Here is a 26,792-nt window from a genome sequence, read left to right on the forward strand (position 1 = left end):
GAAGCGGCATCGCGTTGCCGCGGTCACCGCTCCGGCGTCAGCTGTGCGATGTCAGCCGACAGTTCCGATGCCAACCGGCCCGCGGCATCCGTGTCCTCCCGGTCCGCCGCCTCCCTGGCCTCCCTCAGATCCGCAGCAACCTTCTCCGCCTCACCCGAGTCGTCCCGCAGCCGCTCCCACACCAGCTCCAGGCTCGTCACGTCACCCGCGACCGCCCCGGCCTCCCCCGCCGCCGCGTCGATCCCCAACTGCCGCGCCCACATGCCGAACCGCTCCAGATCGACCGACCGCACAGTCTCGTACCGCAGACTCAGGTCACCGGCGTTCTGCGCCACCCTCAACGCCGCCTCGACCGCATCCTCCCCCTCCAGCGCCTTCACATCCCGCGTCATCTGCCGCTCCAACAACTCCGGCACCGAATCCGCCGCAATGTACGCCTCCCAGGCCCCCCGAACCTCCCGCACATCCCCCTCGCTCACCTCACCGTCCTGCGCCCCCAGAACCGCCTCATCCAGCGCGGCCAGTTCAGAAGGCGCGGCACCCGGCGCCGCATCCGTCGGCACCGCCAGCGACACCGCCTCCAGGTCGCCCTCCGTACCGGTGGAGAACTCCCCGTAACCCGGCGCGAACACCTTCTCCTCCGTGGAGCCGTCCATGTGCACCTCGGTCACGGTGATCGCACCGTCGACCTTCCCGTAAGGCCCGTCCACCGTCTGATCGACGGACTTCACCGTGACCTCCTCGAACACCACCCCGGGCAGATTCTCCGGCCGGTACACATCCCCCACCTCCGGAGACGCGGGCATGATCATCGCCGGTGGAGCCTCGTCCCGCCCCGCCTGCCAGGTCCCCTCGGTATCGGCCACGACCCCGTCCTCGTAGTTGAAGACGTCCTCCCCGAGGTACCAGACCGAACCGTCGTCGGCCTGGGCGTACCAGTCGAGGGCGACCTCCTGGATCCGGCCGTCGGCGTAGGCGACGTACTGCGAGGTCAGGGCCGAGACGGACGTGCCGTCCCACTTGATCGTCTTGCTGCCGGGCAGCACGCTGACCTCGGTCCGGAAGACCTCCCCGTCCGCCTGGCCGCCCATCACGACCTGGTCCACCTCGCTCGTGGGGTGCAGGGGGTTCGTGATCCGCGTCGGATGGGAGAAGACCGGCTCTTCGAGATCCACGCGGTCGCTCCGAGGCGCCAGCGGCAGACACTCCTTGCCCGTCTCCCCCGTCTCCTCGTCGACGACCCGCACACATTCGTCGGCTCCCGCGTCCCCGGAACAGGCCCCGGCCATCAACACCACGGCCCCCACGACGGCCCCGGGCCACAACAACCTTCGCCGAGCGTTCATGACGGCCTCCTCAGGCACACCGATCCGCTACAGCCGATCCTCCCTCCCACCCGCTGAACGTCCCCTGAACGCCCCTGAACGCGCTGTCAGAAACCGAGCAACCGCCGTACGGGGGAGAAAAAAGCGTGTCCCAGGGCCGAACCACCTACCAGGTGCGATACAGCGCACCCCCCGGCCCTGCTCAGCGGCTCACTCGCCCGCCGACGGCAGCGTCACCACGAACCGAGCGCCCCCCAGATCGCCCTCCCCCACCTCCGCCCTCCCCCGATGCGCGGCCGCCACCTCCGCCACGATCGCCAGGCCAAGACCGGCCCCGCCCGCTCCCCGCGCACGGGACTCGTCCAGCCGTACGAAGCGGTCGAAGACGCGCTTCCGGTCGGCGGGCGGGACGCCCGGACCGTCGTCCTCCACCGTCAGCCGCACCTGCCCGTCCCCCGTGTCCGTCAGCGCGAACGCGACCCGCGCGCGGGCATGGCGGGCCGCGTTCTCGCCGAGGTTGCGCACCAGGCGCCGTAGCGCCTCTGAGTCGCCGATCACCCGGGCCGCGCCCACACCCGTGCTGTCGATGGCCAGGTCCGTGCCCGACCGCAGGCTGCGCGCCTCCTCCAGGACCAGGTCGTCGACGTCCACCGGCCGGCGGGTCGCCGCGAGCGCGCTCTCGTCCGCGCGGGCGAGCAGCAGCAGGTCGTCGACCAGGCGTTGCATCCGTACGGCCTCCTCCCGCACCGTCCCGGCCAGGGCGTCGGGGTCCGCCCGTTCGGGGTGGGCGAGGGCCACCTCGGCATGCTGGCGGACCGCGGCGACCGGGGAGCGCAGTTCGTGGGAGGCGTCGGAGACGAACCGGCGCTGCGCGGCCTCGGCGCGGGCGACCCTCCGTAGCGTCCTGCCGACGGCCGCCCAGGTCGCGGCGGCCGCGAGCACCAGCAGTACGGGGACGCCGATCAGCAGCAGCCGGGTGACCGTCCAGGTCGCCTCCGCCACCCCGGAAGGCGCTCGGCCGTCCAGGACCGTCAGGTCCCGGTCGCCGTCCTTCGCGCCCACCGCGACCACCAGGAACTTGTCCTCGTCGAGGTCGGTCTCGACCGTCGTGCTCCCGCCGGGCGCGAGCCGGGCCAGCGCCGGGCGGCCCTCGACGTTGTCGCTCGCCGCGACGACCGTGCCGTCCTCCGCCACGACCTGGAGGAACTCCTCGTCGTCCGCGGACACGGCCAGCGTCGACACCCCGCGCCCCGCCTCGATGACCCGGGCCACCTCGCCGGCCCGGTCCCGGGCGGCGTCCCGTACGTCATTGCTCAGCTCGGTCCGCAGCCCGAACACCAGGGCCACGCCCCCGGCGACCAGCGCGAGCGCCACCGCGAGCACGGCGATGACCGTGGCCCGCACCCGCACGGCCCGAAGCTCCCGCCTCGCCCGCTCACCGGTCCCCGGGGTCATCCCGCACCAGCCGATACCCGTACCCCCGCACCGTCAGCAGCGATCGCCGCCCGAAAGGCCGGTCGACCTTGTTGCGCAGCCGCCGGACGTACACCTCGACGATGTTCGGGTCGCCCTCGAAGTCGTCGCCCCAGACATGGTCGAGGATGGTCCGTTTGGACACCGCCTCGCCCGCCCGCCGCAGCAGGAACTCCAGTACCGCCAGCTCCCGAGCAGTGACGTCGATGTCCCGTCCGGCCCGGGTGACCGTCCGGGTCGCGGGGTCGAGCCGCAGGTCTCCGGCGGTCAGGGCGGCGGGCCGCTGGTGCGCGTCACGCCGCAGCAGGGCGCGCAGCCGGGCGAGGAGTACGGCGTAGGAGACCGGCTTGGTCAGATAGTCGTCGGCGCCGGTGTCCAGGCCCTCGATCTCGTCCCACTCGCCCTCCTTGGCGGTGAGCATGAGGATCGGCGTCCAGTCCCCGGCGCCGCGCAGCTCCCGACAGACCCGGTAGCCGTTGAGGCGGGGCAGCATGATGTCGAGGACGATGGCGTCGTAGGCGTTCTCGCGGGCCATCCACAGCCCGTCGACGCCGTCCAGCGCGACATCGACGGCGAAGCCCTCGGCCTCCAGCCCGTCCTTGAGCCCGGCCGCGAACCGCTCCTCGTCCTCGACGACCAGCACGCGCACACTCTCACGCTACGGCAGCTCCTCAAGCAGCGCGGTGAAACTCCGGGCCCATCCCTCGACGGTCGACGCGGTGAAGAGGTCCGTGGAGTACTCGAAGGTGACCTTGATCTCCGTCGACCCCGGCTCCAGTACGACGTACAGCTCGTTGCGCGCCACCCCCGGCATGGCCAGGCCCTCCACCCGGGTCCGCAGTGGCGCGAGGTCCAGGGTGGGCGGTGGGGTCGTGACCACGGTGAACAGGACCGTCGGGAACAGGCCGTCCCCGGGGTCCACCAGGTCCACCACCTCCGTCAGCGGCAGCTCCTGGTGGTCCAGCGCCGCGAACAGGCTCTCGGCCAGCTGCGTCGCCAGTTCCCCGAAGCCCGCGGCCTCCGACAGCCTGGCCCGTACCAGCACCGCGTCCCCGATCAGCCCGACCGTCCCCGCCCGGTCCCGCCGGGTGCGGTTCGCGCTGGACGCGGCCAGTACGACGTCCGCCGGATCGCCGCACAGTCGGCCCGCCCAGAGCGCGAAGGCGGAGGCCAGCACGGCGTAGGGCGTGACGCCCAGGCGGGCGGCTGTCGCCGTGATCCGGGCGGGGGTGTCTCCGGCGATGGTCCAGGTGTGCAGGGCGCCCCGGCCCGACAGCTGTGTGGGGCGGGGGTGGTCGTACGGCAGCGGCAACCGCAGGGGTACGTCCGTCAGTTCGGCCCGCCAGTAGCGCTCCAGCTCCGCCCGCCGTGTCGTCGGCAGCTCGTGCTCGGCGCGGGCCACGTCCGTGAATTGAACTGTGACCGGCGGGAGTTGACGTCCCTGGTAGAGCCGGCTCAGCTCCTCCCGGATCGCCCCCAGCGACCAGCCGTCGCAGACCGCGTGGTGGAACACCGTCAGCAGGATCCAGTGGTCCGCCGCGAGTCGGCCCAGACGGAAGCGGAACAGCGGGGCACGGTCCAGGGCGAAGGGGACCCGGGCGTGCTCCTCGCACCAGTGGTCGGCGTCGGTCATGTCCTCGACCGGTAGCTCCACCGGTACCTCGTCCAGGATCTCCATCGTCCGCTCGGTGCATCTGCCGCGCAGTGCGTCGTGTCGCCGCACCAGATCCACCAGCGCGCCCTTCAGGCGCTCCACGTCCAACTCACCATGCAGGTCGATGCGATGGGCGATGTTGTAGACGGACGGGTCCGGGCGTTCGTGATGGCGTTGCCACAGTCGACGCAGGGTCGAGGTCAGCGGTACGGTCGCCGTCACCCGCCGGTCGGCGGCCCGGGACGCGATGCCCCTGATCGTCGGCGTTCGGAAGAAGTCGGCCATCGACACCTCGACGTCCAGTTCCTCCGCCATCCGGTGCAACAGCCGGATCGCGCCGAGCGAATGGCCGCCCAGTTCGAAGAAGGGCCGGGTCACCGACACCCTGGGCACGCCCAACTCCTCGCACCACAGCTCGTGGAGGGACTTCTCCAGCGGGGTGACCGGTTCCGCGTCCGGCCGTACGGCGGGACCGGTGGGTTCGGGCAGCCTGGCCCGGTCCAGCTTCCCGGACGCGTTCACCGGCAGCCGGTCCAGGGCCACCCAGCGCCCCGGCACCAGATGCTCGGGCAGTTCGGCGGCGAGCGCGTGCCGCAGCGGAGCCGGATCGTCCGTCACGACGTAGGCGACCAGCTCATTCTCTCCGTGCCGGTCCCGACGCGGTACGACCGCCGCGTCCCGCACCCCGGGCAGCCCGGCCAACACCGTCTGCACCTCGGCCGGTTCGACCCGGTGACCGCGAATCTTGACCTGGTCGTCGACGCGTCCGCAGTACTGCAGCGTGCCGTCGGTCCGCCAGCGCGCCAGATCGCCGGTGCGGTACAGCGTGCCGCCGTCGACGAAGGCCGCCTCCGTCTCCTCGGGCCGGTCGAGATAGCCGTGCGCCACGGGGACGCCCCCCACGTACATCTCGCCGACGGCCCCCACCGGCACCGCCCGCCCGGCCGCGTCCCGCAGCAGGATGCGTACGCCCGGGACCGGTGTGCCGATGGGGGGCAGTGTCTCGCCCTCGGGGTCGACGCGATGGGAGGTGACGATGATCGAGGTCTCGGTCGGGCCGTACTGGTTGTACAGCGCGCACTCGGGGTGCCCGGCGAGGAACCGTCGGAAGGCTTCGGTGAGGTGGAGCGCCTCGCCCGCCGAGAACAGCTCCCGCAGGGACGGAAGTCGGGGGCCCGTCTCCATCAGGTACCGGAGCGGAGTGCACGGCATGAACATCCGCTGCACCTCGTGCCGCCGCACCGCCTCCGCGACGGCCGCCGGGTCGTATCGCGACTCGTCGTCGATCAGCACCAGTTCGGCCCCGGAGGCCAGCGTGGTGAAGATCTCCTGCACGCTGACGTCGAAGGAGGGCGAGGTCCACTGGAGGGTGCGCAGGGGCGGGTGTTCGGCGAGGTGGGCGCGGATCAGGTTCACGGGGCCCCGGTGGGGGACGACGACTCCCTTGGGGCGGCCGGTGGAGCCCGAGGTGTAGATGCAGTACGCCGGGTCCTCGGGGCGTACGTCGACGCCCGGCGGGTCGGTGGGCAGACCGTCGTCCGTGTCCTCCATCAGGTGCGTCTCGGTGTCGAGGCCGGGGTGCCGGGCGAGCGGTTCGCCCGAGGTCAGCAGCAACACCGGGCCGGCGTCGGCCAGCAGCGCGGCCAGCCGTGGGGTGGGCGCGGACGGGTCGAGCGGCAGATAGGCGGCACCGCTCTTCAGGACCCCCAGCAGGGCCGTGATCAGCTCCGGTCCGCGAGGCAGCAGCACGGCCACCCGCTCCCCGCGCCCGGCGCCCCGGCCGCGCAGGAGGTGGGCGAGGCGGTTGGCGGCGGAGTCCAACGCGCCGTAGGTGAGCCGTCGTTCGTCCATGACGAGGGCCACGGCGTCCGGCGCCTGTCGCTCGACCAGGCCGTGCAGGGTGTCCTCGACGGCGGGGGTGGGTTCGTCCAGGCTTCCCAGCCGGGCGAGGTCGGTCCGGTCGGGCTCCGTGAGGTCGGGGAGCGGGGCCGTGGGACTGTCCAGGGCCCGGCGCAGCACCTGCTCCACATGGTCCACCAGGCGCCGCACGGTCGGCTCGTCGAACAGGGCCGTGTCGTACTCGACCATGAACCGCAGGCCGTCCTTGTGGTGGGTCAGATAGACGCTGAGGTCGAAGGGGGCGCGTTCGCTGGGCACGTCGAGCAGGGTGGCGGTCAGCCGGGGCGGGTCGAAGTCGACGCCGCCTTCGTTCTCGTACTCGACCATCACCTGGAAGAGCGGATTGCGGCTCGGGTCGCGGGGCGGGTTGAGGGCGCCGACCAGTTCGTCGAAGGGGACGCCGCGGTGCTCGTACGCCGTCATGCTGCCGTCGCGCACCCGGTGCAGCAGGGCAGGGAAGTCCGGGTCGCCGCCGAGGTCCACGCGCAGCGGGACGGTGTCGAGGAAGAGGCCCACCTGGTCCTCGGCGCCGACGGGGCGGGCGGCGACGGCGGTGCCGAGCACCACCTCCCGCTGCCCGCTGAACCGGCCGAGCACGGCGCCGATGGCGCCGGTCAGCGCCATGAAGAGGGTGGCCCGGTGTCCGGCAGCGAACGTCCGTAGCCTGCTGATCAGTTCGGCGTCCAGGTCATGCGTCAGGCTCGCGCCCTCGCCCGTTCTGACCGGTGGGCGGGGTCGGTCGGTGGGGAGGGTCAGTTCGGGCGCGTCGGCCAGCTCGCGGCGCCAGAAGTCCAGGGAGGCCGCGAGTTCGGCGGGCGCGGGACGGGCGGGCGTCGGCGGCTCGGGGAGCGCCGACGGCTCCTCGTGGCGGTAGTAGGCGGCGAGGTCGCGGGCGAGGACGGCCGTGGAGGAGGAGTCGAAGACGATGTGGTGGGCCAGCAGGAAGAGCAGGTGCCGCTCGTCCGAGAGCCGCAGCAGCCGGGCGGTGACGAGCGGGCCCTCGCCGAGATCCATGCCGCCGTGCGCATGGGCGGCGAGAACGGCCCGCAGCGCCTCCCGCTCGGTCGCGCCGCTGTGGTCGTCGACCGGGCAGCCCAGGGGCACATGGTCGCGTATCTCCTGGTACGGCACCCCGTCGGCCTCCCCGAACACCGTGCGCAGTGCGGGATGCCGGTCGGCGACCCGCTGCAGCGCCCCGCGCAGGGCCGGGACGTCGAGTGGCCCGTCGAGGCGGATCGCCTTCGGCTCGCAGTACATGGTGGTGCCCGGGTGCAACCGCTCAAGGAACCAGATGCGGCGCTGAGCGGGGGACAGCGGCATACGGCGGCGGTGTGGCAGGCCCCCCGTCGCCGGATACTTCCGCCGGCGTACCCGGTCCAGCACCGGCAGCCCTGCCAGCACCTTCTCCCTCGGTACGCCGAAGTCCACGAAGCAGGCGATCTCATCGGCGCCCGCCGCGACCAGCCGCCCCACCGACTCGACGGCGGTGCGCTCGTCGCCGATGAGCGCACGGGAGGCGCAGTAGCGCTCGTAGGCCCGCCCGAGCAGGAACTCGACGTCCTCCTCGGGCGTGTTCGCCAGGTCCACGTCGAAGCCCAGGCTGTTGGTGACCTGGTCGAAGAGGGCGAGCGAGGAGCGCAGATACGACACGAACGGCCGGTACGCCTCGGCGCGGGCCCGCTCCGCGTCCGCGTCGAGGTAGGTGTGCGCCAGGACGACGACTCGGCCCGCCGCGGGATCGAGGCCGTGCTCGGCACGGGTACGCCGGTACAGCGCGATGTTCTCCGCGAGCTGCTCGACGGTCTGCGTCATCAGGTTGGTGACCACACCGAGACCCTCGGCGGCGGCCCGACGGTAACTTTCGGGGTTGCCCACCACGGCCGCGTACAGGGGCAGTTCGGACTGGATGGGGCGGGGATGCAGTCGTACGTCGATCTGGGCGCCGTCGCCCGCGGTGACCGTGACCGGCTGTCCCGACCACAACTGCCGTACCGTTGCAAGCCGTTCGTACATCACCTCGCGGTGGCGGCCGAAGTTCTCCGGCGCGAGCGCGAAGTCGGTGGCGTGCCAGCCGCTCGCGATGCACAGGCCCGCCCGGCCGCCGGAGATGTTGTCGACGACCGACCACTCCTCGGCGACCCGCACGGGATGGTGCAGCGGGAGCACGACCGAACCGGCGTTCAGCCGGATCCCGCTGGTCCGGGCCGCGAGGGCGGCGGCCAGCACGGAGGGGTTGGGGAACAGGGCGCCGAAGGAGTTGAAGTGCCGCTCGGGGAACCACAGGCCGTGGAAGCCCTGGCGGTCGGCGAACTCGGCCGCGTCCATGATGAGGCCGTATTTGTCGTGGGCGGTGTGTTCGGGGTAGTCGCCGAAGAAGTAGAGGCTGAAGTCGACGTCGGTGGTGGAGGTGGGCTCCAGGGCCGGTGTGGGGGCGGGTGCGGGCTCGGGTGCCGGTGTCGGTGCCGGTGCGGGCGGGGCGGTGAGCAGGTCGAGCTGGCGGTTGATCACTCCGGTGACCTGGTCGGTCAGTTGCTGGGCCAGCTTCAGCTGCTGGCCGAACAGCGCCTGTAGGTCGGACGGCGGCTCCGAAGTCACCGGCATCGGCTCCGGCTCCGGCGCCTCAGGCTCCGGCTCGGGTTCCGTCGGCTTCCCGCCACCCAACCGCTCCGCCAGCTTCCGGGGCGTGTCCGCCGAGTCGAACAGCTCCCGCACCGGGACGCGCACGCCGTACCGCTGCTCCAGTTGCGTCGTCATCCCCATCAGCGCGAGGGAGTCCGCCCCGAGCTCGAAGAAGGAGCGGTCCGGCACGATGTCGGCGACCTCGGTGCCGAGCGCCCCGGCGGCCAACTCCCGGATTCCGTCGAGCACTTCATCAGGCACCGTGACAGCCGGGGCCGACGTCACTCCCACCCGACGCGACCTCAGCGGATGCCCCGGCAACGAGATCCGCCCACCGCCGGTCGTGATCGCCCGCCAGTCCAAGTCCGCCCCTCGCTCGTACGCCGACCCCAGCCCCGCCAGCACCCCGCTCGCCTGCTCCACAGCCCGGGCTCCTCCGCCCTGCCCGCTCAGCCAGCGGCTGCTCGGCGCACAGTGCCGCCCCAGACCGGTGAGCGTGTCGCCCGCGCCGATCTCGACGAAGTCGCCGTGTCCACGATCGACGGCGGCAGCCATGGCGAGGTCGAAACGGACCGGCCGCCGGGCCTGCCGCAGCAGATAGTCGTCGTCGACGGTCCAGCCCTCGGGGCGGAGCTCACCGTCGGCCGTGGTGATCAGCGGGGTGCGCAGCGGACGGAAGGCCAGCTGCTCGGCGTGCGACCGGAATTTCCGCAGCGCCTCCTCGACGGCGGCCGAGTGAAAGGCCCGGTCCACCGGCAACGCCCGCCATCGCAGCCCCTCCCCGTCCAACAGACGTGCCGCTTCCTCCAGGGCCTCGGGCGGTCCCGAAATCACTTGGGAGCTCGGCCCGTTGACGGCGGCGAGTTCCGCTCCGGCCGCCCGCGCGACACGCTCCACGTCCGCCCGCCCGGCCCTGACGGCGAGCATGCCGCCGGGCGGACAGAGGGCGTGCATCAACTGCCCGCGCAGAGCGGTGAGCCGCAGCCCGTCCTTCACCGTCATCGCCCCGGCCACGCACAGCGCCGCGTACTCGCCGACGCTGTGCCCGAACAGCAGCGCGGGCCGGACCCCGGCCGCCTGCCACACCTCGGCGAGCGCCACCTGGTGGGCGAAGAGGGCGGCCTGGGCGGTCTCGGTGGGCCAGACCTGGTCGTCCGCCGACTCGTCCAGCAGAAGGGGCAGCAGGCCGTCCGGGCATTGGTCCAGGATCCGCCGAGCGGCTGGGTACGCGGCGTACAGCCCGCCCGCCATGCCGCGACGGGCGCTGCCCTGCCCGGAGAAGGCGAAGGCGAAGGCGACCGGACCCAACGCCGTTCGATCCGGGTTCCGTTCGGCCAGTGACCGGGCCAGCTCCTGCGCCGTACGACCGACCGCCGTGACACGACAGGCGCGATGCGGGCGGCCGAAGGCGAGGGTGGCCGCCACATCGGTGGCGGCGAGGTCCGGGTCCCGGCGCAGCCGGTCGGCGAGCGTATCGGCGAACTCGGCCAGGGCCTCTTCGTCGGTGGCCGACACCGGTACGAGGACCGGGAGTTCGCTCGCGGAAGCCGTCCGCACCGGCGCCTCCTCCAACACCACATGCGCGTTGGTGCCGCCGACCCCGAGGGCGCTGACGCCCGCCCGGCGAGGTACGCCGTCCTCGACCGGCCACGGACGCAGCTCGGTCGCCAACGTCAGGGAGCCAAGCCTCAGTTCAGGATTGGGCCGACTCAGATGGAGCGTGGGCACCAGCATGCGATGCCGCAGCATCAGCACCGTCTTGATGAGCCCCGCCATGCCCGCGCAACTGTCGAGATGCCCGATGTTCGGCTTCACCGACCCGACGGCGCAGAACCCGGTACGAGCAGCCCCGTCGCCCAGCGCCCGCCCGAGCGCCTCGAACTCCACCGGGTCGCCGAGCCGGGTCCCGGTCCCGTGGGCCTCGACGTACGAGATCGTCTCCGCCGGGACATCGGCCCGGCGCAGCGCCTGCCGTACCACCTCCACCTGCCCGGTGACCCCGGGGGCCGTGAAGCCGACCTTGCCCGCGCCGTCGTTGTTGACGGCCGAGCCGAGGATGACCGCGTGCACGGTGTCGCCGTCGGCGAGCGCCCGGTCGAGCCGTTTGAGCAGTACGGCGGCGACGCCGTTGCCGCCGACCGTGCCGTCGGCGTCCGCGTCGAAGGCACGGCAGCGTCCGGTGGGCGACAGGATGGAACCGGGGTGGGCGCGGTAGCCGCTCTCCTGGGGCAGATGAACGGCCGCGGCACCGGCCAGCGCCAGGTCCGTCTCCCCGCTCAGCAGGGCCTGAACCGCCAGGTGGACGGCGACCAGCGAGGTGGAGCAGGCGGTCTGCACGCCGATCGCCGGGCCGGTGAGCCCGAGCCGGTAGGCGACACGGGTGGCGAGGAAGTCGGGCTGCCGTCCGATCGCGCTCTGCATCCCCGCAGTCGTCGCAGTGGCCTGCTGATGGTCGTAGAGGTTCATGCCCGAACCGGCGAACACCCCGATCCTGGTGCCGGGTTCGGCCGCCGCGTAACCGCCGTCCTCCAGCGCCCGGTGGCAGCATTCCAGGAACAGCCGGTGCGCGGGATGAGTGAGTCCGGTCTCCTTGGGGCTCATCCCGAAGAACTCGGCGTCGAAGTCCTCGACCCCGTCCAGCACTCCGGCGACCGGCACCCGCTCGGGCGTGATCTCGCCGAAGACCCCGACGCTGTCGACCCCGTCACGCAGGTTGGCCCAGAACCGGTCGACCGTGTCGGCGCCGGGGAAGCGCAGGGCCATCCCGACCACGGCGATACGGCGGTCGGCGGCCCCGCGATCCGGTTCCGGCGCCGACGGCATGTCCACGGGAGCGTCCGCGAGATGGGCGGCCAGCGCGGCGGCCGTCGGATGCTCGAAGAAGGCCGTCTGCGGGATCTCCGCCCCGAGCCGCTTCTCAAGGCGGGCGCGCAGCCGTACGACGAGGACGGAGGTCAGGCCGAGTTCGTAGAACGGGGTGTGCGCGTCGGCCGGGCGGCCGAGGAGGGCGGCGAGTTCCTCCCTTACGGCCTGCGCGACCGCGTCGGCGTCGGGCCGCGATGCCTCCCCCTGCGCGATGAACCGTTCCCTCAGCTCGGCCCGCCGCACCTTCCCCGCAGGCGTCCTCGGGAAGTCCGCCGCCGGGACGGGCACGACGTGCGCGGCGGTGAGCCGGAGCCGGGAGTACAGGGCCGCCTTCACCTCACGCGCGATCCGTACGTCCTCCTCGGGCCCCCGGCTGACGAAGAACAGGGCCAGTTCCTCGGTCCCGCGCTCCTGGACCGGAACCCCGCACGCGCCCACCTCCCCTTGCCGTATGCCGGGAACGGCGCTGATGGCCTCCTCCACCTCATGGGCGTAGACGTTGTGCCCGTTGAGGATGATCAGGTCCTTGCGGCGGCCGGTGATGACGACCTGTCCGGCGTCGAGGAAGGCCAGATCGCCGGTGTCCAGCCAGTCCCGTCCGGCGGGGTAAGCCGCCGCGTCGGCCTCGGGGTTGTCGACGTAGCCGGGGGTCAGCCGGGCGGGCGAGTGGACCTGGAGGCGGCCGATACGGCCGTCGGGGGCGAGGTCGCCCCGGTCGTCGACGATGCGCAGGGTGACCCCGTGCGCGGGCGCGCCGGCCGCGACGAAGGTGACGGTCTCGTCCTCGGGCGTCGAGACGTCGGCGCGCACCACCTCACCGCCGAGGCTCCGCTTGAGCAGCCGGTGCACGGTACCGGGCCGGTCGAGGCGGCCGTACGTGACCGCCGTGACCGTCTCCGCCATGCCCCAGGCGGGGACGATGTGCCCCTCGCGGACGCCGAGGCCATGCGTCGAGTCGAGGAAGTCGCGCATGACGGGCAGCGTGATCTGCTCGCCGCCGCAGACGAGGGACTTCAGGCAGCTCAAGTCCCATAAGCGGTTGGGGTGTTCGGCATTCAGCGCATCGGCGACCAGCCGGTACGCGAAGGTCGGCGCCCACGCGTGCCGGGCCCGGTGTTCGTGCATCAGGTCGAGCCAGCGCAGTGGATCGGCGAGGACCCGTTCGGTCGGCGCGTGGACGTTGGTGCAGCCGACGAAGACGGCGAGCAGGTGGTAGAGCAGGAACGCCCCGCTGTGGTCGACCGGGAGCCAGTTGACCATGGTGTCCTCGGGCCGCACGTCCAGGATCCGCCGGCTGCTCGCGGCGAAGTCCGCGAGACCCGCGTGGGTCAGCCGGGCGGCCTTCGGGGCGCCGGTGCTGCCGGAGGAGAGCATCAGCAGGGCGATGTCGGAACCGGCGGGTGCGACGTACTCGTGCGCGGGCGCCGCGTCCAGACAGTCGTGTACGTCCGTCACGCGCGGCCCTTCGACGCCGGACCCGTCGGTGAGGACGAGCGGGTTGTCCAGCAACGCGCAGGCGTGCAGCAGCCGTTCACGCGCGGGCGAGCCGGGGATGGGCGGCTCGGCGATGGCGACGGGCTGGATACCGCCGAGCACACAGGCCCAGAAGGCGGGGAAGAAGTCGGCGAGCGGCAGCCCGCAGAGCACGACGACGTCCCCGCGCCCCACCCCGCGCTCCCGCAGAGCACCGAGCAACCGGCGGGCACGCAGCAGGAGTTCGGGGTGGGTGAGGCGGGTGGTGGATCCGTCGGGGCCGACGGCGACGGTCTCCGCGTCCGCCGCCGACTCCGCCGCCCGCAGCAGCGCCTGCACCGCGTTCCGTGGATCCGAGGCGTCCCGTTCCGGCTCAGGACCCCGGCAGACGGCCGTCCCCCGTACGCGTTCCATGCGTGCCCTCTCCCTCTGTGAGTGCCGTGTACGTCGGTTCGTCACTCGTGTAGCGGATGTCGGTGGTTTTCCGGTCGACGCCTCCTGAGACGCGGGAGGCGAGCAGCAGGACCAGCGCCCCGCATACGGCCACCCCGTGGAACAGCGCCACGACCGTCAGCGGGGACAGCGACTCAAGGGCGGCCGCCGCGACGACTGTGCCCAGCGCGAAACCGAACTGTTCCGCCGTGGCCGAAAGGCCGAAGAGGCGCCCGCGCTCGCGGTCCCCGGCGGCCTGGAGGCGGGAGGTGTAGACGATCTCGGTCCAGCCGTCGGCGAACCCGGCCGCCGCTGCCGCCGGCACCAGGGCGAGGGCGGGCAGCCCGGTGAAGGTGAGGACGAAGGAGCAGGACATCGCGCAGGTGCCGAGCGCGAACGCCCGCTCGCCCCACGCGGCCCCCCGCTCCGTCCCGGTCCGCTTGAGGACCTGGTGGGCGAGGACCGTGCCGACCGCCCAGGCCGCCCAGAAGCGGCTCATGTACAGCGCGGGGTCGACCGGTTCGGCGAGTTCGGCGACGACCGGCAGGGCGACATTGTGCGAGGAGGAGGCCAGCGCGTCCGTACCGCGCAGCGCGATCAGCCCGAGCAGCAGCGCGGGTACGCCGGCCCAGGCGCGCCACCAGGGCGGACCGGGTGCTGCTTCGGCCGGCTCGCTCGGGGAGGCCTCCTCCGTGCGCGGCCGCAGCACCAGCAGCGCCACCCCGGACACCACGAAGCTCGCGGCGTTGACGGCGAAGGCGGTGCCGTAGCCGCCGTAGGAGATGACCGGGGCGGCGGAGGCGAAGCCGAGGACCGTGGCGAGGGAACGGGCGGTGACCAGTTGGCCGTTGGCGCGGGCGCGGGCCTCCTGGCCGACCATGACGGGGACCGCGCTGCGCAGGGCGACGGTGAAGAAGGTGTTCCCGGCGCCGAGCACCACGACGACGAGCCCGAGCAGCCACAGCGGCGTCCGGGAGCCGCACAGGGCGAGTACGGTCATCGCAGTGGCCTGTGCGGTGTCGGCGCCGATCATCACGGTACGGCGGCCGAGGCGCGCGGTGACGGTCCCGGCGGCGGGCCCCGCGACCACGCCCGCGAGCAGCCGCAGCGCCATCACGGCGCCGATGCCGAAGGCGGTGCCGGTGACCTCGTAGGAGAAAAGGCTGAGTGCGATGAGATTGAGGTAATTGCCGTAGGCGGACACCGCGTACGATGTCACGAGCAGGCGAAACCTGAACGCGCTCACTGGACCCCCGTCCCCTGTCTGCGGCGGCCACCATATTGCATCGGGCGAGCATCTCGGCCAATTCGGAGGGCCGCTCCCAGCCGTCACGGATTCCCAAGTTCCGCTGTTGACGGACCCTTGGGGCGGCGCCCGCCGCCAAAGAGGCGACACCCCGCAAGCGCGGGCGAGCGCACCCACCCCACCAGCCCCGCGCTCGGCACACCGCCGTCGCCCCGGCTCACCCCGCCGGGGCGACGCCCCATGTCCCCGTGGCGGTGAAGCGCTCCATGTCGGAGAGCGGCCCGGACAGTTGCCACCCCTTGGCCTCGGTCCAGGAGTCGTCGTAGTAGGTGTCCCGGTAGGTCTCCCCTCCGTCCCCCACAACCATCACGACCGCCCCCCGCTCCCCCTCCCGCCGCATCCGGTCCAGAACATGGAACGCCCCCCACAGACAGCTCCCGGAGGAGGGCCCCGCCATCAGCCCGGTGATCGCGTGCAGATGCCGCATCGCCGCCACGCTCGCCACGTCCGGCACCGGGATCACCAGATCGACCACGGCCGGATCGAAGGCGGGCTCCATGCGCGGCCGTCCGATCCCCTCGATACGGGAGGGCATGCCGGTGGTGTATTCGGGGAAGTCCGCGGCCCAGCCGGGAAAGTACGCCGAGTTCTCCGGATCGACCACGGCGAGCCTGGTCCCCACCCCCCGCATCCGCAGATACCGCCCGACCGCGGCCGAGGTGGCCCCGCTGCCGACGCCCACGACGATCCAGACCGGCGCCGGCGCCCCCGCCGTCTCCAAGTCGCCCAGGATCTGCGCACCGAGACTCTCAGGACCGCGCCAGTCGACCGCGTCCCCCACCCGCACCAGATGGTCCAGACAGTGACCGCCGGACTCCTCGGCGAGGGAGCGCGCCTTCTCGTAGACGGCGAGCGGCGGGTCGAAGGGATGGCACCGCCCGCCCTGCGCCTCGATCCGCCGCCGCTTGGCCGCCCCGGTCTTCCCCGGTACGACGGCGGTGTACGGCAGTCCGAGGCGCCGGGCGAAGTAGGCCTGCGCGACGGCCATGTTGCCGCTGGTGGCCTCGAAGAGCGGGGTGCCGGGACCGATCTCACCGGCGCGCAGGGCGTCGAGCAGCAGATCACGGGCGGGCCCGTGCTTCAGACTCCCCGTCGGCCGCGCCGACTCGTCCTTCAGGTACAGCGCCGTCCCCGGCGGCCCGGCGAGCGGGAACGCCCGCAGGGGTGTGGGCGGTTCGGCGGCCCGGTCGGCCAGCAACAGCTCGATCGCCCGGCTCACCCAGGCGCGGTCCCTCTCGTCCCCGATTCCCCGTGCCACGCGATGCGTCTCCGTTCTCGTAGCCAGGCCGTCACGGATGACCTTCCCAGGTTGGCCGGAATCCGCACCCAGCGCCCTCTCGTCCACCGTACGACTCAATCGTATGGTGTACGAGACCGGCCCGGAAGGAGCACAGTCATGGCGACATCCGAACGTGACCGCAAGTGGTGGATCCTGGGGGTCCTCTGCCTGACCCTGCTGACGACGGTGCTCGACAACACCGTCCTGAACGTCGCCGTCCCCACCCTCATGGAGGACCTCGACGCCAGTACGGCCGATGTGCAGTGGGTGATCAACGCCTACTCACTGGCCCTGGCCGGCTTCCTCATCGCCTCCGGCGGTATGGCCGACCACTTCGGCCGCAAGCGGGCCCTGTTCGCGGGGCTCACCCTGTTCGGCGCGGGCTCCCTGGCCGGCGCCCTGGCCGGCTCGGTGGGCACACTGGTCGCGGCCCGCGTGACCATGGGCCTGGGCGCCTCCCTGCTGATGCCGGCCACACTCGCGGTCCTGATGCATGTCTTCGGCGACGAGGAACGCATGAAGGCCATCGGCATCTGGATGGCCGTCTCGGCCGCAGGCATGGCGGGCGGTCCCGTCATCGGCGGGTTCCTGCTGGCCCACTTCTGGTGGGGCTCGGTCTTCCTGATCAACGTGCCGATCGCCATCGTCGGTCTGGTCGCCATCGCCTGGCTGGTCCCCGAGTCCCGCAACCCGCACAGCGAACGGCCCGACTTCTTCGGCCTGCCGCTGTCCGTGCTGGGCATGGTGTCCCTGGTCTGGGCGGTCATCGCCGTCCCCGAGCACGGCTGGACGGACACGCTGGTACTCGGCCCGCTCGCCCTCGCCGCGGCGGCCATGGCCGTGTTCGCGGTGTGGGAGCGCCGGGCCCCCATCCGATGCTGGACATGGGCATGTTCACCGAACGGCGGTTCACGGGAGCCGCGCTCGGCGGCCTGCTGGCGGCCTTCGGGATGGGCGGCTCGCTGTTCCTGCTCACCCAGCAGCTGCAGTTCGTCCTCGGCTACTCCCCGCTCGAAACCGGCCTGCGGATCGTGCCGTTCGCCGTGGCCCTGCTCATCGGCAGCGGCGCCGCCAGCGCACCCCTGGGCAAGAAGATCGGCCTCGCCCGCACCGTCGCGCTGAGCATGGTGGTGGCCGCGCTCGGCCTGTGCGCCATCGCCGCGACCAGCGACAGCGGCTACGGCTGGACCCTGCCGGGACTGATCGTGGTCGGGTTCGCCATGGGCACCGCGGGCCCCGCCGCCGGCGCCGCCCTGATGAGCGCGATCCCGCCGGCCCGGGCCGGCACCGCCTCGGGCGTCAACGGCACGCTCCAGGAGCTGGGCACCGGTCTGGGTGTGGCCGCGCTGGGCGCGGCGCTGGTGGCCCGGTTCGACGCGGGGCTGCCGGCCGCCCTGCCGGACGGCGCGGAGGAGTCGCTGCCCACCGCGCTCGCCGAGGCGGGCGGCCGGGCGGCCGAGGTCCGCGACGCCTTCGTCTCCGCCCTGGAGACCAGCCAATTCCTCGGCGCCCTCGCCGTGGCGGTCGGCGGTGTCGCGGCCGGCGCGCTGCTCGGCTGGGCCGGACGGGAACCCACTGCCCCGCCGGCCCCGGTCGGCGCGGTGGTCTCCGGCGACCCGGAGGACCCCGGCCGGACCGGCTCGGCGTGATCCGGGCCGTGCGGCGCGCGGTCGTACGATGACAGGCCTGCGAAGAGGTTCCGGACGGGCCGGACCGATGCCGAGGAGGGGCCGGGCGTGGCGGAGCGCAAGCGGGGTGCGGCGAAGACCGCGAGCGTATGGCTGACACCCCCGGTACGGCAGCCAGGTCCGCCGGGCCTGAGCCGGGACCGCATCGTGCGCACCGCGGTCGAACTCCTCGACGCCGAGGGCCTGCAGGCCCTGTCGATGCGCCGGGTGGCCGCACGGCTCGGCGCCGGGCACATGTCCCTGTACTGGCATGTGACCACCAAGGGCGCCCTGTTGGAGCTGGCTCTGGACGAGGTGTTCGGGGAGGTCGTGGCGCCCCCGGAGGACCTCCCCTGGGACGAGCAGCTGCGCGCCCTCGCGGGCAGCCTGCGCGCGATGTTCGGCCGCCATCGGTGGGCCGCCCGGCTGATCGGCGAGTACCTCAACATCGGCCCCAACGCCCTGCGCATGACCGACACCGCGCTGCGTGTGATGAACGGTTCGGGCCTGGCACCCGATCAGACCGACAGCGCCGCCGCCCTGGTCCTGGAGTACGTCTGCGGTTTCGCCACCGCGGAGACCCGCATGATCGAGAACGCGGCGACCACGGAACGCGACGGCGAGAGCGCGCCGGACGAGGGCTTCGCGGAGGTCTCGGACGCGGTCCGCTCGGGCCTCACGGAGTTCGCTTCCCTACGGGAGCTCGCGGGCCGCGACATCGGCACGGCCACCCAGATCCGGGACCGCAACTTCGCCTTCGGCCTTCAGTGCATCATCGCGGGCCTGAGATCCCTCGCGACCCCTGACCAGACCTCGACCTGAGATGCGCACCACGGGTCAGATCGTTTCTGCACGGTGGGCGCGCGGTGGGGCGGGGTCGGCACATCACGTCCGAAGGGGCAGCGCCGCCGACATCCGCCCGGTCAGCCTCGGCGGCGTAGCGAGCGGATGAGTTTCGGCATGGCGCTGCCGACGATGAGGGCCGCGAGTGGCAGGACGACATCGCGCCAGGGGTCTCGGATGGGCCTGTAGGTGGCGGCGCCGTCGCGGATTTCGATGTAGCCCAACGGCCTGGCACCGGCTCCCCCTCCGCCTCCTCCCCCTTCGCCGGTCTTGGTGGCACCGACCTCTCGTCCGGCGCCGCCGCCGAAGCCGAAGCCGACCTCGGCGACCGGGATGACGGTGACGCCATCGGCGGTGATGGGCTCGCCGTAGACGGCGGTCACCGAGGCACGGCCGCCGAGTTTTTCGGCGAGGCGTTCCAGCAAGTTGACGGAGGCATGGGCGGCCGACAGGTTGGTGTCCGGCAGGGGCGCGGGCATGGTCTCGTGCTCGGGGGCGGTCATGATGTGCCTTCCGGTTGAGGGCGCTGGGCGGTTCCGGGCATGTGGGTGGCGGCCGGGGACGGCAGGCGCGTGCCGGGGAAGGAGAACTTCTCCACCGAGGTGAAGGTGAACCCGGCGGCGGTGATGGCGGTTCGGGTGTCGCGGCCGGTGTGGCAGCCGCCCATCAGAAGGGGCCAGATGGTGGCGCCCTTGGCGCGTTGGACTCGGCACATGCCGGGTGAGTCGGCGCGTACGTGCTCGGAGAAGCGGAGCTGTCCGCCAGGGCACAGGGCGCGGTGGAGTTCGGCGAGTGCGGCGTGGGGGTCGGTCACGGAGCGCAGGGTCAGGCAGACCACGGCCGCGTCGAACGAGGCGTCCGGGACGGGCAGTTGCTCGGCGATCCCGTCGACCACCTCCACGGGCACCGGGGCTGCGTCGGCGGCGCGCTCGGCGAGGGCGCGCAGGTTCGGCTCCGGTTCGACGGCCGGCGCCCGCTTCACACCCGGCGGGTGGTGGGCGGAGTTCAATCCGCTGTCGGCGCCGATCTCGATGACGTCGCCGGTCAGGCAGGACAGCGGGTTCGTGCGGTGTTCGGCGATGCCGGCCTTGCTCAGGGCGGGACCGGCGACCTTGGCGTAGAAGCGGGCGAAGAGCGGCTGATGCCTGGTCGGCGGGGTGGTCTGTGCGGTCATGGCGGGTCACCGTCCTCCTCGACAGCGGCGCCTTGAGGGCTACGATGTTTTACGGAGGTGCTACATAGTGAAGTCACTTCACGATATGCCCGAAGGGGCCGCTTCCGCCAGCGTCTCACTGGACCGGCTCTTCGAGCTGGCCGAGGTGCTCGGCACGCTGATGGAGCACGGGGTCGCCGAGCGCGGTTTGACTCGGGCGCGTGCAGGGCTTCTGTGGGCGCTGTTCCACGACGGGGCGATGACCCAGCGGGCGCTGGCCGGGCAGCTGGGGGTCACCCCGCGCAACGTCACGGGCCTGCTGGACGCTCTGGAGGCCGACGGTCTCGTTGTCCGCGAGGCCCACCCGACTGACCGGCGCGCCATGCTGGTGTCCCTCACCGAGTCCGGCCGCACCCTGACCGACGGGCTGCGCAGGGGGCGCGACGCGCTGGCCCTGGAGCTCTTCGGAGAGATGCCCGCCAGCCAGTTGGCCGCGATCCAGGACGGCCTGGAGACGGTGCTCGCACGGCTGCGCGCCATTGACCGTGTGGATGGCTGACGCCGCACCAGCACTTCGAGCGCGGCAGGTCAGTGACAGGGTTGACACTGCGGGCTGCGGGACGCGCCGCTTGGCTGGGTGGCTCTTCCGGACATCGTTGCCGCCGCCGAGGCGAGGAGCGTTCCTGCGCCGACTGGTGCGCACCATTCGTGCTCATGAACGTTCCACCGGGACATACAGAAAGGCCAGTCCCGCCAACACCCGCCGGTGGCCGTCGGGGGAGTCGAGCAGCCCGAGCTTGCCGAAGATGCTGCGGACGTGGCCCTCCAGTGTCTTCTGGCTCATGTGGAGCCGAGTGCCGATGCCCCGGTTGGAGCGACCCTCCGCCATCAGCCGGAGCTCCTCGCCCTCCCGGTCGGTGAGTTTCGGCAGGGATGAGCGCGGGCGGGCACGGCCGAGCAGACGGGTGACGATCGCCGGGTCGACCACGCACTCCCCGTCGGCGATCCGGCGCAGGGCGTCCACCAGGACGAGGACGTCGAGGACACGGTCCTTGAGGAGGTAGCCGGCCCCGCCCGGGTGATGCTTCAGCAGGCGCACCGCATACGTGGATTCGCCTTCCGCAGAACGGACTGCTGGTCCTTGTCCAGCCGCTGGAAGGCCTTGGTCGAGGCGACGATCGCCACGGGCCTCGGCCACAGCACAACGTTGCCCGCCCCGATCCAGCGCGCCACCGGTGATCGCGACGACCAGCTCGTACGTCCGCAACAGGACTAAGGTCGTCCACCGAACCCGACCGGCGCGCCACGACCCCAGCCACCACGGCAGCGGACAACGACACGAGCGGCCGGAGTCGCGAGGCCGCACGCCGAGCCGAGGAAGCCGCCAACCTCCACAACCCGTGGCACCCAAGCACAAACCCGACGGCCCGGACCTGCAGACCTGCCCCGTCTACGGCTACGAAGCCTTCAGCGCCGACCACGACGATGAGCACGGCATGGGCGAATGGCGTCGGACAGTGACTGGTCTGTCACTACGAACGCAGCCCCGAGAAGGCCGCTCAGGCGGCCCAGGCCCAGATCTTCGCCACCTGCTGGGCCGACTGACCAGCGTCCGCGGGTACAACGACGCCCCCGGCGGTGACGTTCGGAAGCGGACGGCGTCTCAGGACAACGGGGAGGAGGGACTGATAGCCGAGGGCAAGGTCACCGACCTCGGGGTGGTGGAACGTCTTGCTGCGCCGACTACCGGCCTTGACGTCGTATCGCTCCCACATCCGTGCGAAGTCGGGGCTCTTCAGAGGGTGCGGGCGGCGGAATGCAGGAAGAGGTAGCGCGCGAGGTTGCGTTGCTTGTCGGGCCATTCCTCGATCCCTGCCAGCAGCCGCAGGCCCGCGGGGCTGGCGGCGTTCCGGGCATGGAGCCCGTTGATCAGTACCAGGCTCAGCCCGCCACCTCGTCCGCCGGCACTTACGGCGACCGACCCCACCAGCTGCCTACAGGCCGGCGCGTCCATGCTCCTGCACGACCCCATAGCTATATACATTGGATCAGGTATACTGATATAGGTCGTCGTATACATGAGGAGTCGCCGTGAGTCGCACTGTAATCGACCTGGACGACGAGGCACTGGAAGCAGCCGCCAAGGAACTTGGCACCACCACCAAGCGCGACACGATCAACACCGCTCTGCGCGAGGTCACAGCCCGCTACCGGCGGCTGCGCGCCCTCGAGGACGCCCGGAAGTTGGCGGCTGACGGAGCCCTGGACATGGACCTCCTCTTGGACAAGAGCCGGTACCGGCCGTGACCGTCGCCGACTACCTGATCGACACCTCCGCCCTCACCCGTGTCCTTCTCGGTCAGAACACGGCCGAGTGGGACGACAGGATCGGCGCCGGACTCGTCGCGATCTGCGACATCACGGAACTCGAAGTCCTCTACTCGGCCCGCTCGGCCGCGGACCGCGCACGTTTGAAGGCGGCACTCGAGGCCCACTACGTGTGGTGCCCCATGCCGGACGGCATCTTTCGCCGCTCTCGCGTGGTCCAGGAGCAGCTCACCGCGAAAGGCGAGCACCGCAGTGCCGGCCCAGTCGATCTCCTCGTGGCCGCAGCCGCTGAAGAGGCCGGACTCACCCTGCTCCACTATGACCCCGACTTCGAAACGATCGCCCGGACGACGGGGCAGCCGGTGCGCACCATCGATCTAAAGCAGTAGAGCACCCGCGGCGCTGGTTATCGCTCAGCGGCGACCTACCTATAATTTCCGCAGGTCACTACGGCACCAGTCACAGCGGCCCGTTAACCCGGAGGGTGCCTACCAGAAGCCTCCTGTGCAGGGAGTTGAGGAACGTGCCCAGAACTTGACGGCGGACCAAGAGCGGCTGAACCAAGTGCGGGCTGACTGCGGGTCACGGTGTCAGGTCCGCACGTCGCATTGCTGGACCTCCTTGAGGACACCGGCGACCGCTGCGAAGTCGTTGTCCACATGGAGCACGGTGTGCCCGTGGTGCACCGCGGTCGCGCACACCAGTAAATCGATCGCTCCAGCCGCCCGATGCTGACCTTGTTGCGTGAGCTTGTACTGGGCGGTCTCGACCCAGCGCCAGGCGTTCTTCGGAACCGGCGAGAGCAGGCAGAGAGCGTCCAGCTCCTCAGCAAGCTCGTCCCGGTGAGCGGGACTGGTCGCCGAGTAGAGAAACTCCGTTCGCGTTGGCTCGCAGATGTGGAACACCCCGGCAGCGATGTGCCCCTCCCAGGGCTGCAATGCACCCGGGATGCGGAACAGATGCCACAGGGCAGAGGTGTCCAGCAGGTACGTGATCATTCGAAGGCCGCTCGCCGCCCGCGCTTCTGCGCGTCATGCGCCGCCGACGCCTGATCGAACTCACCCCGCGCGCCCCGCGCAGCCAGCTTCTCCGCGGCCTCAAGCCGCTTGATTCGTGCCACGTAGTCCCGCAGAGCCGCGTTGACGGTCTCCTTCTTCGTCGTGGCACCCATGAGCCGCATGGCTTCCGCAAGCGCCTCGTCATCGAGATCAATCTGGGTCACCGACATCGGACACCTCCAGCATCCGCGATGTACATGCCTACGATGCATCACCAACATAGAGGGGGTGATCGCTGCTGACTCACGCAGGAATGCGGCTGCTTCCGGGCGCGCCATCCGCGGGCACCTTCGCCGCCGCAGCATCCGGGCGGTGGTCCCCCTCCTCGCGTATCAGCAAGGCCAACGGGGGTGGCTGCGGGCACCGGAGTGCGGGGATTCCCATGCCTGCGGCAGCAGTTGCTCCAGGCGAGCGGGCTTCGCGATCAGCACCCAGGGCCGGCGTGGCGAGCACCGGGGACAACACGACGATCGTGCATGTACCTCCGGGGGAGCTGCGCCCGCCTTCGGAGGTGAACGCCCCGCCGGGACCGGCTCAAGCCACCCGCTCGGCATTCCACGTTTAGGGGCGGGGTCGGGAGCTGCCGCTGCTGGACACCGCGCTGGGATGCGGTCGCCCAGCCCATGCCGGAGCGGGCCAGCGCCCCTCCCCCGCTGGGAGCCTTCCGCACCTTCCAGGTACCAGTGGCCGACATTGCCGAGATCACGAAGCTCGACCTGGGGTCACTACCCGACGCCGACCTGCTACTGAGAGGACTCAGCGCACCCCCCCATGCGCAAGTCCCGCTCCGTTCCAGTGAACTTGGGGACGGGCCTCTGCGGCCACCGTCATGGCCAAAATGCTCTCCCACCAAGTGGTGTAGCCGCGATCACGACGAAGATGCAGGTCGCACACGTCATCGGTCGGCTCGGCTCTCGCGGCCCCTGACTCACCATCAGATGGGAGTTGCAGCGACTGCTCACGGGCGTCTCCGGACGTCATCCTGCCCGTCTGGTCGAAGAGTCGGCACAGCCGTGACCGGTAGTTGTGGAGGGGCTCCGTCACTCTGCTCAGGAGACGTGGGGATGTGGGCCGCCGTGGCCGTCGGAAGCCGTCTTCGGAATCAACACGTCCGCGTCGACCGGCTGCTGGCCATACGGCCCGCCAACGCCCCCGTCACCGCTGTCGCCTGTTCACTTCCGTCCCGCGTACAACTCCCGAGTCGCCGTCGTGAGCCGGGCAAGGGCGTCCGGCAGGGGGTCGACACCGATGCCCGGGGCGGTTGGTACGGGCAGGTGGCCGTCCTGGAGGACGAACGGTTCCGTGATGTCCTCGGCGAAGTACCGGCTGGAGGCGGAGGTGTCGCCGGGGAGGGTGAAGCCCGGGAGGGCGGCGAGTGCCAGGTTGGGGGCGCGGCCGATGCCTGTCTCCAGCATTCCGCCGCACCACACCGGCACGCCATGGGCGGCGGACACGTCGTGGATGCGGCGGGCTTCGGGATAGCCGCCGACGCGGGCCGGTTTGACGTTGACGACCCGGCAGGCGTCCATCGCGATCGCGGACGCCGCGTCGCGCGCGGAGTGGATCGATTCGTCCAGGCAGACCGGGGTGGCCAGACGCTTCTGGAGCTGGGCATGGGCGTGGAGGTTGTTCTCCTCCAGCGGCTCCTCGATCAGCAGCAGCCCGAAGTCGTCGAGCCTGCGCAGGTGCTCGGCATCGGCGAGCGTGTAGGCGGTGTTGGCGTCGACCTGGAGCGGGAGTTCGTCGCCGAAGCGGTCGCGTACGGCGCGCACCGGCTCGATGTCCCAGCCCGGCTCGATCTTCAGCTTGATGCGCATGTAGCCCTCCGCGAGGTACTGCTCGACGTCGTCGAGCAGTACGGGCACGGAGTTCTTGATGCCGACGGAGACCCCAGCGGGCACCCGTTCGTGGACCGAGCCGAGAAAGGTCGCGAGTGACATCCCGTAGGCGCGCAGTTCGGCGTCCAGGAGGGCGGTCTCAAGGGCGGCCTTGGCGAGTTCGTGGCCCTTCACGGAAGCCATGGCGGGGGCGACGGCCGCGGTCGTCGGCTCGGGCAGGGCAGCGACGCGCGGCAACAGGAAGTCCCGGATGACGATCTCGGCGCCGGCGACGAACTCCGAGCAGTACAGCGGTTGCGGGTCGGCAGCGAACTCGGACCAGCCCTCGGCCTCGTCGGTCACGACATGCAGCAGGAAGGTGTCCTTGCTGGTCATCGTCCCGAACGAGGTACGGAACGGGGTGACGAGCGGGATGGTGACGTGGAGCAGTTCGACGCGTTCGAGCTTCATTCCTGCTCCTCGGCAGCGGATTCGGAAAGGGCGGAGGTGACTTCGGAAACGGCATCGGAAAATGTCTTCTCGGCAACGGCCTTCTCGGACAAGGTCTCGACGACGGCTGCGGCGCCGGGCTCCGCCGTTGGGAGGTCGTGGGACGAGCGGCGGGTCAGCAGGTACCAGCCGTCGCGGGACATGGCCGTCGCGCGCAGGCCCTCGGCGTACGCCTCGGTGAAGACCTCGCGCACAGCGTGCCGCCAGTCGAGCGCGAGCGCCGGGTCAGCGGCGCGCAGCGCGACGATGTCCTCGGGCACGCGGCACCACAGCCTGTCGGGGTCGCGCAGGGCGAGCGGGCCGCCGTCCGGTGCCCGGCGAAGGACGTAGGCGGCCGAGCGGTCCCCGGCGGGGTCGTCGTTCCGCGTGGTTCCGCTCACCAGGTCCCACACGATGGTCAGCCGGTCGCTCTCGTCGCCGTTGTTCACGCCGTCGCTCATCGGCCCGTAGAAGTCGACCAGGTACTCGCTGCCGACGGCGCCGAGTTTGACCAGGTTGAATCGGGCGTTGCGGCTGACCAGCGGGTCGAAGGTCCAGCGCATGGTGGTGGCGCCACGCTCCAGCGCCCACAGCCGCTGCGCCTGCTTGACCGCGAAGCCGACGCCGCGGCCGGACGCGCTCGCCGCGGCCACGAACGAGTACACGTCCCGCTCGGCGGGCGGCCCGAACACCGCCACCGCCGCCCCGGCCAGCCGTTCGCCCGACGGCCCGGCGGAGTACGCCGCGTGCACCGCGCCACCGGCGTGCACCAGGCTGTGCAGGACCTCCGCGGGGTAGGGCGGGGTGGCGCGCGGCGTCTGCCACACATCGGCGAAGAAGTCGGCCACTGCACGGATACCGGCCACGTCGTCCACGCTACGAACGGTGACGCCGGCGGTACGGGCCGCGGCGTCAGCGACGGCCTCCCAGGCGATGCGGGCTGCTTCGCCGGCCATGTGGGCTCCTTCCCCGCCCGGCGAGGCGCCCACGTTCGGCGTGCCGTCCGCCGCACCGGACCCGTCGGCGGAGCTCGTCACAGGTGTCATGCCTTGAGTGTCCAAGGCCACGACCTGTCGGCCATTGTCGTCAGGCACAATGAGGTCCCGTGCCTC

General features: G+C 71.6%; 19 protein-coding genes and 1 pseudogene. 5 read left to right on the forward strand and 15 right to left on the reverse strand.

What is annotated here, in order from left to right; genetic code table 11:
* Positions 1-23: 23 nt before the first annotated feature.
* From H4N64_RS08045 to H4N64_RS08070, 6 genes are all read right to left on the reverse strand, one after another.
* A complete protein-coding gene (locus H4N64_RS08045; protein ID WP_186281418.1) occupies positions 24-1,346 on the reverse strand; it encodes a hypothetical protein in 1,323 nt (440 codons plus the stop codon).
* Positions 1,347-1,535: 189 nt separating this feature from the next.
* Positions 1,536-2,780, reverse strand: coding sequence for a sensor histidine kinase (locus tag H4N64_RS08050; protein ID WP_186281419.1), 1,245 nt, complete (start codon positions 2,778-2,780; stop codon positions 1,536-1,538).
* The gene (locus H4N64_RS08055; protein WP_186281420.1) at positions 2,761-3,447 is read right to left on the reverse strand and encodes a response regulator; all 687 of its coding nucleotides are present in this window, start codon (positions 3,445-3,447) and stop codon (positions 2,761-2,763) included. The genes H4N64_RS08050 and H4N64_RS08055 overlap by 20 nt, the downstream gene beginning before the upstream one ends.
* 9 nt (positions 3,448-3,456) lie before the next feature.
* The gene (locus tag H4N64_RS08060) at positions 3,457-13,722 is read right to left on the reverse strand and encodes a non-ribosomal peptide synthetase/type I polyketide synthase (protein ID WP_186281421.1); all 10,266 of its coding nucleotides are present in this window, start codon (positions 13,720-13,722) and stop codon (positions 3,457-3,459) included.
* On the reverse strand, positions 13,682-14,959 hold the full coding sequence (locus H4N64_RS08065) for an MFS transporter (protein ID WP_336246660.1): 1,278 nt from the start codon (positions 14,957-14,959) through the stop codon (positions 13,682-13,684). Before H4N64_RS08065 ends, H4N64_RS08060 begins: the two co-directional genes overlap by 41 nt.
* 244 nt (positions 14,960-15,203) lie before the next feature.
* On the reverse strand, positions 15,204-16,304 hold the full coding sequence (locus tag H4N64_RS08070; protein ID WP_186281422.1) for a pyridoxal-phosphate dependent enzyme: 1,101 nt from the start codon (positions 16,302-16,304) through the stop codon (positions 15,204-15,206).
* 138 nt (positions 16,305-16,442) lie between these two features.
* Between H4N64_RS08070 and H4N64_RS46700 the strand changes: the two are divergent.
* A pseudogene (locus tag H4N64_RS46700) lies at positions 16,443-17,974 on the forward strand (DHA2 family efflux MFS transporter permease subunit).
* Between the two features lie 87 nt (positions 17,975-18,061).
* Entirely contained in the window at positions 18,062-18,814 is a 753-nt protein-coding gene (locus H4N64_RS08080) for a TetR/AcrR family transcriptional regulator C-terminal domain-containing protein (RefSeq protein WP_186281423.1), read from the forward strand.
* Positions 18,815-18,915: 101 nt separating this feature from the next.
* Here the strand turns inward: H4N64_RS08080 and H4N64_RS08085 are convergent, their stop codons facing one another.
* A complete protein-coding gene (locus tag H4N64_RS08085; protein ID WP_186281424.1) occupies positions 18,916-19,338 on the reverse strand; it encodes a spore germination protein GerW family protein in 423 nt (140 codons plus the stop codon).
* Complete coding sequence (locus H4N64_RS08090; RefSeq protein ID WP_186281425.1) at positions 19,335-20,009, reverse strand: class I SAM-dependent methyltransferase; 675 nt, start codon at positions 20,007-20,009, stop codon at positions 19,335-19,337. Before H4N64_RS08090 ends, H4N64_RS08085 begins: the two co-directional genes overlap by 4 nt.
* A 67-nt stretch (positions 20,010-20,076) precedes the next feature.
* Here H4N64_RS08090 and H4N64_RS08095 point away from each other — a divergent pair, with 67 nt between their 5' ends.
* The gene (locus tag H4N64_RS08095; protein ID WP_186281426.1) at positions 20,077-20,547 is read left to right on the forward strand and encodes a MarR family transcriptional regulator; all 471 of its coding nucleotides are present in this window, start codon (positions 20,077-20,079) and stop codon (positions 20,545-20,547) included.
* 153 nt (positions 20,548-20,700) lie between these two features.
* Here H4N64_RS08095 and H4N64_RS44370 read toward each other — a convergent pair whose 3' ends face one another.
* From H4N64_RS44370 to H4N64_RS46710, 3 genes are all read right to left on the reverse strand, one after another.
* Positions 20,701-21,087, reverse strand: coding sequence for a response regulator transcription factor (locus H4N64_RS44370; RefSeq protein ID WP_222108673.1), 387 nt, complete (start codon positions 21,085-21,087; stop codon positions 20,701-20,703).
* A gap of 460 nt (positions 21,088-21,547) precedes the next feature.
* Positions 21,548-21,763, reverse strand: a complete 216-nt coding sequence (locus H4N64_RS46705) for an MmyB family transcriptional regulator (RefSeq protein ID WP_418896251.1) — start codon at positions 21,761-21,763, stop codon at positions 21,548-21,550.
* A gap of 20 nt (positions 21,764-21,783) precedes the next feature.
* Positions 21,784-22,002 (reverse strand): hypothetical protein, encoded by a 219-nt coding sequence (locus tag H4N64_RS46710; RefSeq protein WP_418896252.1) that lies wholly within the window; start codon positions 22,000-22,002, stop codon positions 21,784-21,786.
* Between the two features lie 77 nt (positions 22,003-22,079).
* On the opposite strand from H4N64_RS46710, the gene H4N64_RS08110 reads away from it, so the two are divergent.
* On the forward strand, positions 22,080-22,295 hold the full coding sequence (locus H4N64_RS08110) for a type II toxin-antitoxin system VapB family antitoxin (RefSeq protein WP_186281428.1): 216 nt from the start codon (positions 22,080-22,082) through the stop codon (positions 22,293-22,295).
* The gene (locus H4N64_RS08115) at positions 22,292-22,705 is read left to right on the forward strand and encodes a PIN domain-containing protein (RefSeq protein WP_186281429.1); all 414 of its coding nucleotides are present in this window, start codon (positions 22,292-22,294) and stop codon (positions 22,703-22,705) included. Before H4N64_RS08110 ends, H4N64_RS08115 begins: the two co-directional genes overlap by 4 nt.
* 201 nt (positions 22,706-22,906) lie before the next feature.
* Here the strand turns inward: H4N64_RS08115 and H4N64_RS08120 are convergent, their stop codons facing one another.
* The 4 genes from H4N64_RS08120 to H4N64_RS08135 form a co-directional block, all read right to left on the reverse strand.
* Positions 22,907-23,314 carry a PIN domain nuclease gene (locus tag H4N64_RS08120; protein WP_186281430.1) on the reverse strand — a complete coding sequence of 136 codons (408 nt, stop codon included), beginning with the start codon at positions 23,312-23,314 and terminating at the stop codon, positions 22,907-22,909.
* Entirely contained in the window at positions 23,311-23,544 is a 234-nt protein-coding gene (locus tag H4N64_RS08125; protein WP_186281431.1) for a type II toxin-antitoxin system VapB family antitoxin, read from the reverse strand. Before H4N64_RS08125 ends, H4N64_RS08120 begins: the two co-directional genes overlap by 4 nt.
* Before the next feature lie 1,002 nt (positions 23,545-24,546).
* The gene (gene menC / locus H4N64_RS08130) at positions 24,547-25,662 is read right to left on the reverse strand and encodes an o-succinylbenzoate synthase (RefSeq protein WP_186281432.1); all 1,116 of its coding nucleotides are present in this window, start codon (positions 25,660-25,662) and stop codon (positions 24,547-24,549) included.
* Positions 25,659-26,726, reverse strand: a complete 1,068-nt coding sequence (locus tag H4N64_RS08135) for a chorismate synthase (protein ID WP_260859593.1) — start codon at positions 26,724-26,726, stop codon at positions 25,659-25,661. The genes menC and H4N64_RS08135 overlap by 4 nt, the downstream gene beginning before the upstream one ends.
* Between the last annotated feature and the right edge of the window lie 66 nt (positions 26,727-26,792).

The sequence above is a fragment of the Streptomyces cupreus genome (assembly GCF_014257025.1).
GTDB lineage: Bacteria > Actinomycetota > Actinomycetes > Streptomycetales > Streptomycetaceae > Streptomyces > Streptomyces cupreus.

What these genes read in the sequence shown, in the direction of transcription:
- H4N64_RS46705 (WP_418896251.1), bottom strand. Translation starts at nt 21,763, where the DNA reads ATGTGGGAGCGATACGACGTCAAGGCCGGTAGTCGGCGCAGCAAGACG.
- H4N64_RS08045 (WP_186281418.1), bottom strand. Translation starts at nt 1,346, where the DNA reads ATGAACGCTCGGCGAAGGTTGTTGTGGCCCGGGGCCGTCGTGGGGGCC.
- H4N64_RS08090 (WP_186281425.1), bottom strand. Translation starts at nt 20,009, where the DNA reads ATGACCGCACAGACCACCCCGCCGACCAGGCATCAGCCGCTCTTCGCC.
- H4N64_RS08120 (WP_186281430.1), bottom strand. Translation starts at nt 23,314, where the DNA reads ATGATCACGTACCTGCTGGACACCTCTGCCCTGTGGCATCTGTTCCGC.
- H4N64_RS46710 (WP_418896252.1), bottom strand. Translation starts at nt 22,002, where the DNA reads ATGGACGCGCCGGCCTGTAGGCAGCTGGTGGGGTCGGTCGCCGTAAGT.
- H4N64_RS08135 (WP_260859593.1), bottom strand. Translation starts at nt 26,726, where the DNA reads ATGACACCTGTGACGAGCTCCGCCGACGGGTCCGGTGCGGCGGACGGC.
- H4N64_RS08125 (WP_186281431.1), bottom strand. Translation starts at nt 23,544, where the DNA reads ATGTCGGTGACCCAGATTGATCTCGATGACGAGGCGCTTGCGGAAGCC.
- H4N64_RS08050 (WP_186281419.1), bottom strand. Translation starts at nt 2,780, where the DNA reads ATGACCCCGGGGACCGGTGAGCGGGCGAGGCGGGAGCTTCGGGCCGTG.
- H4N64_RS08060 (WP_186281421.1), bottom strand. Translation starts at nt 13,722, where the DNA reads ATGGAACGCGTACGGGGGACGGCCGTCTGCCGGGGTCCTGAGCCGGAA.
- menC (WP_186281432.1), bottom strand. Translation starts at nt 25,662, where the DNA reads ATGAAGCTCGAACGCGTCGAACTGCTCCACGTCACCATCCCGCTCGTC.
- H4N64_RS08085 (WP_186281424.1), bottom strand. Translation starts at nt 19,338, where the DNA reads ATGACCGCCCCCGAGCACGAGACCATGCCCGCGCCCCTGCCGGACACC.